The following is a 6,340-nucleotide window of genomic DNA, read 5'->3' as shown; positions in this document are numbered from 1 at the left end:
CGGTTTCGTTCAATCCGGCTTCTCAGAGGTCCGGCTCGTCCGGGGCTGGCGTCATGCTTGCCGGACCTCAGAGAACCCTCCAGATTCGTCGAACGCAAGAAGAAGGGCGGCTGGGTCGATATCACCCTCGACCTGATCGAGGCCGGCACCAAAGCGCCCATGGCCGCCACCATCGACACCGCCCGGCTGGTCGAGGATGAGGCGGACAACACCCTGCCCGTGCTGGCGGACGATTTCGGCCATGGCTTCGACGCGGACGGCCCATCCTTCCTGGCCGACGACGCCTTGGGCATCCTGGGCGAGGCCGGCGGCATGTTGGGCCAGATCTCGGGCCGGCTGGCCGTCGTCGGACGTCCGCTTGGTCTGGTGCAGCGCGGTCTGTCTTCCTTCACCGGCAATCTTTCCAGCCTGATCGGCATGCCCTCGCTGCTCGGCGGTCAACTGCAGGGGCTGATGGCGGTCGCGGTAGTCGTCCGGGGTTTCGGTCACGGTGACCGGCGGCGGTGCCGACACGGCCAGCAGGCGGCGGCAGCTTTCCAGCTTGGCGGCGCGGCGGCCGTTGGCGAGGAAGCCATAGTGGCGAATGCGGTGAAAGCCGTCGGGCAGGACGTGGAGCAGGAAGCGGCGGATGAATTCGCTGGGCTGCAGCGTCATCACCTTCTGTTTGTCGTGATGGCGATAGTCCTTCCAGCGGAAGCGGACGCCGCTGTCATCGATCGCGACCAGGCGGCTGTTGGCGATGGCGACACGATGGGTGTACCGATTCCCACACCACCATGATCAACGCGCTGGGTGTGGTCGGCTGGGGCGTCGGCGGCATCGAGGCCGAGGCCGGCATGCTGGGCCAGCCCCTGGTGTTCCTCACCCCCGACGTGGTCGGCGTGCATCTGCACGGCCGGCTGCGCGAAGGCGCCACCATCGCCAACATGGCGCCGGAATACGGCGCCACCATGGGCTTCTTCCCGGTGGACGAGGCAACCGTCCGCTATCTGGAAGCCACGGGACGGACCGAGGCCGAGATCGGCGCTTTCCGCGCCTATTTCACGGCGCAGGGCCTGTTCGGCATCCCCATGCCCGGCGACATCGACTATAGCGAGGTGATCGAGTTCGACCTGGGTTCGGTGCAGCCCTCGATTGCCGGCCCCAAGCGGCCGCAGGACCGCCTGAACTTGCCGGATATGGGGCGGGCCTTCGTCTCGCTGTTCTCCGCCTCGGCGGAAGATGACGGCTATGGCCGACCGGCCACAGAACTGGAACGACAGCCCACGGGCTGGGCCTGCCGACGTCCATGGGCTGCCTGGCCCTAGCCCTGATTCCTGAAATGTGGGGGATCGGCGGCTATCTGGTGCCGCTGGCACTGGTCACCGCCGGCTACGCCTTGTTCCAGGTGGCCAACAACACCGCCATCATGACCGGCATCCACGCCGGTCAGCGCGGCGCCGCTTCGGCGATGCTGAGCCTGTCGCGCAATCTCGGCCTGATCACCGGGGCCTCGGTGATGGGGGCGATCTTCGCCTTCGGGGCGGGAAGCGGCGATATCGCCCTGGCCGCTCCGGCTAAGGTCGCGGCCGGAACGCGCACCACCTTCGCCGCGGCGACGCTTTTGCTGACCCTGGCGCTGGGCATCGGGGCACGCGCGCAACAAAAAGGCCGGGCTTCTGGCCCGGCCTGATGTCCTGAAATCTCAGGAGAAAAATGGTGCTGCCGAATGGAATCGAACCATCGACCTTACCCTTACCAAGGGTATGCTCTACCGACTGAGCTACGGCAGCATCTCGTACACGGGGGCAAAGGGTGCCCCCCCGAAGAGGGGCGCTTTATGCCACACCCCCTTTCATAACGTCAAGCGGGATTCCTCCCCCATTGACCAAGGAAATTTTCGGCGGAAAATAGCGGCCATGACCGACACCCCCCGCCCGCCCGCCGCGAAGCCGAAATCGCCGACCGGAGCCGAACTGCGCAAGATGCGTCAGGCCGAGGCGCTGCGCGCCAATCTGGCCCGGCGCAAACAGCAAGAACGCGAGCGCACAGACACCGAACCGGAGGTCGCGCCGTCCGCCCAGGCCGACCTTGCGCTGGACCGGGCCAAACGGTAAAAAGCCCGAGACCTTCGAGGGGAGCGCCCGCACATGTCCGTCATGCCCGATACCTGGATTCGTGAAATGGCCCTGACCAAGGGCATGATCGAGCCGTTCACCGAGAAGCTGCAGCGGGAAGGCGTGATCTCGTACGGGCTGTCGTCCTATGGCTACGACGCCCGGGTGGCGCCCGAGTTCAAGATCTTCACCAACGTCGATTCGGCGGTGGTCGATCCCAAGCAATTCTCGGAAAAGAGCTTCGTCGACCGCGAGACCGACGTCTGCGTCATTCCGCCCAATTCCTTCGCCCTGGCCCGCACCGTGGAATATTTCCGCATTCCGCGCGATACCTTGGTGATCTGCCTGGGCAAGTCGACCTATGCCCGCTGCGGCATCATCGTCAACGTCACCCCGCTGGAGCCCGAATGGGAAGGCCATGTGACGCTGGAATTTTCCAATACCACGCCGCTGCCGGCCAAGATCTATGCCAACGAGGGTGCTTGCCAGTTCATCTTCCTGAAGGGAGATTCGCCGTGCGAGACGTCCTATGGCGACCGCGCCGGCAAATATATGGGCCAGAAGGGCGTGACCCTGCCGAAGCTTTAACACGGCAGGCTTGACCCGGCCCCTGGCCGGGGGCTAAACCCTTGCCCTTTCCACCCGACCAGGACGAACGCGACATATGGACAGGATCCGCATCCACGGCGGCGTTCCGCTGAAGGGCACCATCGCCATCGGCGGCGCCAAGAACGCCGCCCTTGCCCTGATGCCGGCCTGCCTGCTGACCGACCAGACCCTGGCGCTTTCGAACCTGCCGCATCTGGTCGACATCACCACCATGGCCAACCTGCTGGCCCAGCACGGCGTGACCTTGGCGCTGAATGGCGATTCCCGCCATGGCGGCCATACCGGCCGGGTGCTGGAGCTGACCGCCGGAACCATCACCAACACCACCGCCCCCTACGATCTGGTGCGCAAGATGCGCGCCTCGGTTCTGGTGCTGGGGCCGCTTCTGGCCCGTTGCGGCCAGGCCAAGGTGTCGCTGCCCGGCGGCTGCGCCATCGGCACGCGGCCGGTGGATCTGCACCTCAAGGCGCTGGAACAGATGGGCGCCGAGATCGAACTGCAGGAAGGCTATATCAATGCCCGGGTCAAGGGCCGCCTGAAGGGCGCCCACATCATCTTCCCGCAGATCACCGTCGGCGGCACCGAGAACCTGATGATGGCCGCCACCCTGGCCGAGGGCGAGACGGTGATCGCCAACGCCGCCCGCGAGCCCGAGGTCACCGATCTGGCCCTGTGCCTGGTGGCGATGGGGGCGAAGATTTCCGGCATCGGATCGGGCACGCTGCGCATCGAGGGCGTCGACCGCCTGCATGGCGCCGAATATTCGGTGGTCCCCGACCGGATCGAAACCGGCACCTACGCGGTGGCCGCCGCCATCACCCGGGGCGACGTCGAACTGGTCGGCGCCCGCTTCGACCTGATGGAAGCGGTGATCAAGACCCTGACCGAATGCGGCGTGTCGGTGGAAGAGACTCCGCGCGGCATGCGGGTCAAGGCCGACACCGGCGACCTGGTCGGCACCGACATCATGACCGAGCCCTATCCCGGCTTTCCCACCGACATGCAGGCCCAGTTGATGGTGCTGATGGCCACCGCCAAGGGCGCCAGCATGATCACCGAAACCATCTTCGAGAACCGCTTCATGCATGTTCCCGAACTGATGCGCATGGGGGCGCGGGTCAATGTCCATGGCGCCTCGGCGATCGTGCGGGGCGTGCCCCGGCTGTCGGGCGCTCCGGTGATGGCCACCGACCTTCGCGCGTCGTCATCCCTGATCCTGGCCGGCCTGGCGGCGGAAGGCGAAACCATCGTCAACCGCGTCTATCACCTGGATCGCGGCTATGAGCGGGTCGAGGAAAAGCTGGCGGCCTGCGGCGCGCAAATCGAACGTCTGAAGGGCGACGCCGCCGAATAGAGGCTTCGCTTTATGCGCGAAGCGCTGCCCGTGCCGGGCCGGCTCAGACGCCGCCGGGCTTGGCACTGTGCAAAAAAGCCCGAGCGGCGATTGAGCCGCCCGGGATCGGGCCGCGCTTCGCGCCTAACAAGCTTCGCGCATTAGGCCGACAACAGCAATTTACCGCCGATCACCACCAGCACGGTGGCCAGCAGCGGGCGCAGCACCGCTTCCGGCACCCGCACCGCCAGGGCCGAGCCGATGGCGATGCCGGGCAGCGAACCGACCAGCAGCGAGACCAGCAACAGCCAATCGACCGAGCCCAGCATCCAATGGCCGATGCCGGCCACCAGGGTCAGGGGCACCGCGTGGGCGATGTCGGTGCCGACGATGCGGGCGGTCGGCAGGCCGGGATAAAGCAGCAACAGGGCGGTCACGCCGATGGCGCCGGCACCGACCGACGACACCGAGACCAACAGCCCCATGATCGCGCCCAGCCAGATGGTGGTGCGGATCGTGGCATCCCGCGACAGCCGGCGCGGCCGGCTTTCGGCCCAGCGCAGCAGGCGGCCGCGATAGAAGATCGCCAGCGCGGTCAGCAACAGCGCCACCCCCAGCCCGGCCGACATCAAGCCGCCGGCTTGCTTGCCGGTCACCCCCAGATGAAAGAGCAGGGCCAAGGTGGCCCCGGTCGCCGGCACGCTGCCCAACGCCAACCAGCCGGCCAGCCGCCAATCGACGTTGCGATTCATCCCGTGGACGACCGTTCCGCCGCTTTTGGTGACGGCGGCATACAACAGATCGGTGCCGACGGCGGTGGCCGGATGGAAGCCGAAGGCCAGGATCAGCAATGGCGTCATCAACGAGCCGCCCCCTACCCCGGTCAGGCCGACCAGGATGCCGACACCCAAGCCCGACAGGGAATAAAGGGGGTTGAGACCATTCAACAGCTCGATCACGGGCTTTCCCCAGGTTTCACCTTGATCATCACACTACCCTACCAATCTGGTGATGTTAAGTGTTTTCCCTGTGTATTTTGGTGGGAGATTCGTCCCGACTTGGCCGGACCGTTGAAGTATCTGGTTTTTTCCCCTATCCTGATCAATGGATAGATCGACCGTATTAAGGGACTGATTCGGTATGGTTGGGAGCCGTCCCATGGAAATCTTGCTGGTGGACGACAGCCGGGGCGACGCGCGCCTGGTCAAGGAAGCCCTGCGAGAGGAAGCGCCGCTCGACACCCTTCACCATGTCATCGATGGCGTTGAGGCCATGGCCTTCCTGCACCGCAACGGGGCCTATGCCGACAAGCCGCGGCCCGATATCGTGCTGCTGGACCTCAACATGCCGAAGATGGATGGCCGCGAGGTGCTGCGCGCCATCAAGTCCGATCCGTCTCTGAAGACCATTCCGGTGGTGACGCTGACCACCTCGACCCAGCGCGAGGATGTGGATTATTGCTATTCCACCGGGGTCAACGCCTTCATCTCGAAGCCGGTCAACCTGGACGACTTCATTCACACGGTGCGCCAGTTCAAGCAATTCTGGCTGTCGGTCGCCACCCTGCCCCACCCGCACGCGGCTTAAGACTTCAGTCCCTGACCACCCGAAAGCCGATGTCGTAGCTCCATAGCCGCGCATCCTGGGCCGAGCGGCCATCGGATCGCGACTGGTGCGGCACGAAATACCACGAGCCGCCGGCCACCCAGCGGGTCCGGCACTCGGGATCGGCGCAGGTTTGCGTCCATTCCCACACATTGCCATGCATGTCGAACAGACCCCACGGATTGGCCGCCATGGTCGCCACCGGGGCCGGGCGATGGTCGAAACGGGGATCGCAGCCGTAACAGACGGCGCGCCCGGGCTGCATGGTTTCGCCCCAGGCGAAGGCGGTCTTGGTGCCGGCGCGGGCGGCGATTTCCCATTCCTCGATGGTTGGCAGGCGGTGGTGACGGCCGGTGGCCCGGCTGAGCCAGGTGGCGAAGGCCTCGGCGTCGGCCAGGGTGACGTCGGTCATCGGATGGTCGGGCTCGGACCAGCGCAACGAGGGCTTGGCCGAGCAGCCGCCATCCTCGACGCAGGCCCGCCACTGGCCGACGGTGGTTTCGGTGCGGGCCATCGCCAGCGGGCGGCCGGGCAGATCCACCATGTCGGGATAGGGGGCGGCGGCGGCCGGAACGGCCAGAAGAATCACGGCCGGAACGGCCAGAAGAATCACGGCCGGAACGGCCAGCACAACCATCGCCAAAGCCAGTCGAAGCACCGCGTTACACTCCGTTACCAACCGGCCCGTCATGGCGTT

The 6,340-nt window shown here is 65.9% G+C and carries 8 protein-coding genes, 1 tRNA gene and 1 pseudogene; 6 read left to right on the top strand and 4 right to left on the bottom strand.

Annotated features, from left to right (window positions below; all coding sequences use genetic code 11):
• Window positions 1-474: 474 nt before the first annotated feature.
• Window positions 475-762, bottom strand: a pseudogene (locus A6A05_RS20150) (transposase); the annotation flags it as partial.
• 14 nt (window positions 763-776) lie between these two features.
• On the opposite strand from A6A05_RS20150, the gene A6A05_RS09445 reads away from it, so the two are divergent.
• Both A6A05_RS09445 and A6A05_RS09440 read left to right on the top strand, forming a co-directional pair.
• A complete protein-coding gene (locus tag A6A05_RS09445) occupies window positions 777-1,307 on the top strand; it encodes an aconitase family protein (RefSeq protein ID WP_068499759.1) in 531 nt (176 codons plus the stop codon).
• Complete coding sequence (locus A6A05_RS09440; RefSeq protein WP_068499757.1) at window positions 1,289-1,672, top strand: MFS transporter; 384 nt, start codon at window positions 1,289-1,291, stop codon at window positions 1,670-1,672. Before A6A05_RS09445 ends, A6A05_RS09440 begins: the two co-directional genes overlap by 19 nt.
• 24 nt (window positions 1,673-1,696) lie before the next feature.
• On the opposite strand, the gene A6A05_RS09435 is transcribed toward A6A05_RS09440, so the two are convergent.
• Window positions 1,697-1,772, bottom strand: a tRNA-Thr gene (locus A6A05_RS09435).
• Between the two features lie 126 nt (window positions 1,773-1,898).
• Between A6A05_RS09435 and A6A05_RS09430 the strand changes: the two genes are divergently transcribed.
• The 3 genes from A6A05_RS09430 (at window position 1,899) to murA (ending at window position 4,059) form a co-directional block, all read left to right on the top strand.
• Window positions 1,899-2,096 (top strand): hypothetical protein, encoded by a 198-nt coding sequence (locus tag A6A05_RS09430; protein ID WP_068499754.1) that lies wholly within the window; start codon window positions 1,899-1,901, stop codon window positions 2,094-2,096.
• Window positions 2,097-2,129: 33 nt separating this feature from the next.
• Window positions 2,130-2,684 (top strand): dCTP deaminase, encoded by a 555-nt coding sequence (gene dcd / locus A6A05_RS09425; protein WP_068499750.1) that lies wholly within the window; start codon window positions 2,130-2,132, stop codon window positions 2,682-2,684.
• Window positions 2,685-2,760: 76 nt separating this feature from the next.
• Window positions 2,761-4,059, top strand: a complete 1,299-nt coding sequence (murA, locus tag A6A05_RS09420) for a UDP-N-acetylglucosamine 1-carboxyvinyltransferase (RefSeq protein WP_068499747.1) — start codon at window positions 2,761-2,763, stop codon at window positions 4,057-4,059.
• Between the two features lie 140 nt (window positions 4,060-4,199).
• Here the strand turns inward: murA and A6A05_RS09415 are convergent, their stop codons facing one another.
• Entirely contained in the window at window positions 4,200-4,997 is a 798-nt protein-coding gene (locus A6A05_RS09415) for a sulfite exporter TauE/SafE family protein (protein WP_342670019.1), read from the bottom strand.
• Window positions 4,998-5,196: 199 nt separating this feature from the next.
• Here A6A05_RS09415 and A6A05_RS09410 point away from each other — a divergent pair, with 199 nt between their 5' ends.
• Window positions 5,197-5,625 carry a response regulator gene (locus A6A05_RS09410; RefSeq protein WP_216635783.1) on the top strand — a complete coding sequence of 143 codons (429 nt, stop codon included), beginning with the start codon at window positions 5,197-5,199 and terminating at the stop codon, window positions 5,623-5,625.
• Window positions 5,626-5,629: 4 nt separating this feature from the next.
• On the opposite strand, the gene A6A05_RS09405 is transcribed toward A6A05_RS09410, so the two are convergent.
• A complete protein-coding gene (locus tag A6A05_RS09405) occupies window positions 5,630-6,301 on the bottom strand; it encodes a formylglycine-generating enzyme family protein (protein ID WP_172822254.1) in 672 nt (223 codons plus the stop codon).
• Window positions 6,302-6,340: the final 39 nt, after the last annotated feature.

The organism is Magnetospirillum moscoviense, assembly GCF_001650635.1.
In the GTDB taxonomy this organism is placed as follows: domain Bacteria; phylum Pseudomonadota; class Alphaproteobacteria; order Rhodospirillales; family Magnetospirillaceae; genus Magnetospirillum; species Magnetospirillum moscoviense.
Note: the sequence above shows the minus strand (reverse complement) of the source record. Positions and strands in the feature narration are given on the sequence as shown.